Below are 1,443 nucleotides of genomic sequence, written 5' to 3'. Positions count from 1 at the left end.
CCCCATTCGTGCAAGCCGGGGGCGCTCGCCACCACTACCCCGGCGAAAGGGTTTGGGTCAGGCGGATAAATTCCTGCTGATCGGGACAATGCTCGTTGAGGAGGAAGCGGATGCGCCGGGTGTTGCGGGTCACCACCGCCGCGATCTTGATCAACCGTAGCCGCAGGCTGTGCACGCTCAGGTTGCGATACTTGCGAGAGCAGAATTCACGCAGTTTTTCGTACAACACAAAGGCCAGCATCGACAGCATCAGCCGCCATTGATTGCTCCACCAGTGCTTGGACGGAGTGCGAGCAGCGAACAGATCCAGCTGCTGATCTTTAATCCGATTCTCCATATCGCCGCGCGCGCAGTATTCGCGGCAGTAAAGCTCGGCATCGCTGCCGGTCAAGGTTGTGACTACAAAGCGCGGATTGCGCCCCTTGTCAGTCACTTCCATCTTGGCGATCACGTCGCGTGTTTTGCGCCAGCTTCCCGCTCGATAGCGGTAGCGCCAAAACCAGCGGGTTGAACCTTCGTCACCCTGCTGTCTACGCTGTTGATGTCGCTTCTCAACATGCCGCCACATCGGCTTCACCAAGGCTTCCAGGCGCTTATTGCGTGCAATGCCGACCAGGTAATCGACGCTGTGGCGTTCACACCAGTTCAAGATCAACTGACGGCAGAAGCCACTGTCACCGCGAAAGATGATCTGCACCTTGGGCCAGTGCTGGCGAATGAAGGTCACTAGCAACTTGAGGATGGCACCCGCGTGCCTGGCCCCGTCGATCTTGCTCTGGCGCAGGTAGGCGACCAGCGGGAAACGATCGCAAAACACATAAAGCGGCAGGTAGCAGTAGTGGTCGTAATAGCCGTGGAAGAACTTCTCCGGCTGGTCGCCATGGAGCGGAATGTCAGTGGCATCAAAGTCCAGCACGAGACGCTTGGGCGGCCGGTGATGGCTGGCGATAAATTGCTCCCACAACGTGCGGTGTGCTTCGATGATGGCGCGGCGATCGGTCTTCGCTTCAAAACGGTAGAGGGTTGAGGTGCTGGCCAGCGGCGCCAGTCTGCCGACCACCGTTTGCAGCGCATAGTCAGCACGGAGCCGATCATGGTCGTTGAGGTCTTCGTACCCTGCGGCAATGGCCATCAGGCGTTGTTGCAGCATGGCCTGGATGCCGTGCTGTACTTTACCCGATTGGCGATCATCCGACAGGCGCCGGGCAAGGTTGCGGGTGAGCTGCATTTGCCGATCCACTTCGCGTAGCAAAAGCAGACCGGCATCGCTGGTGATATGGCCACCGGAAAACTGACCTTCGACGGTCCGGCGTAACAGGGGTGAAAACTGAAACGACTGTGGTAACATTTTGCTCACGGCTGTAGCTGCGTGGAAGTAGGCTCGACACCAACAACCATAAGGCTTTCAGCCGTTTCTGTTTACCCCTTCATGAAAAATGCGGG

The 1,443-nt window shown here is 58.0% G+C and carries 1 protein-coding gene; it reads right to left on the bottom strand.

Going from position 1 to position 1,443, the window contains the following annotated elements; all coding sequences use genetic code 11:
- Positions 1–34: 34 nt before the first annotated feature.
- Positions 35–1,348, bottom strand: a complete 1,314-nt coding sequence (locus tag JGZ97_RS18030; protein ID WP_207064098.1) for an IS1380 family transposase — start codon at positions 1,346–1,348, stop codon at positions 35–37.
- Positions 1,349–1,443 lie beyond the last annotated feature (95 nt).

This window comes from Motiliproteus sp. SC1-56 (genome assembly GCF_017309075.1).
Taxonomy (GTDB): Bacteria; Pseudomonadota; Gammaproteobacteria; order Pseudomonadales; family Balneatricaceae; genus Motiliproteus.
Note: the sequence above shows the minus strand (reverse complement) of the source record. Positions and strands in the feature narration are given on the sequence as shown.

Excerpts from the sequence above, each read along its gene's own strand:
- JGZ97_RS18030 (WP_207064098.1), bottom strand. The coding sequence starts at position 1,348 with ATGTTACCACAGTCGTTTCAGTTTTCACCCCTGTTACGCCGGACCGTC.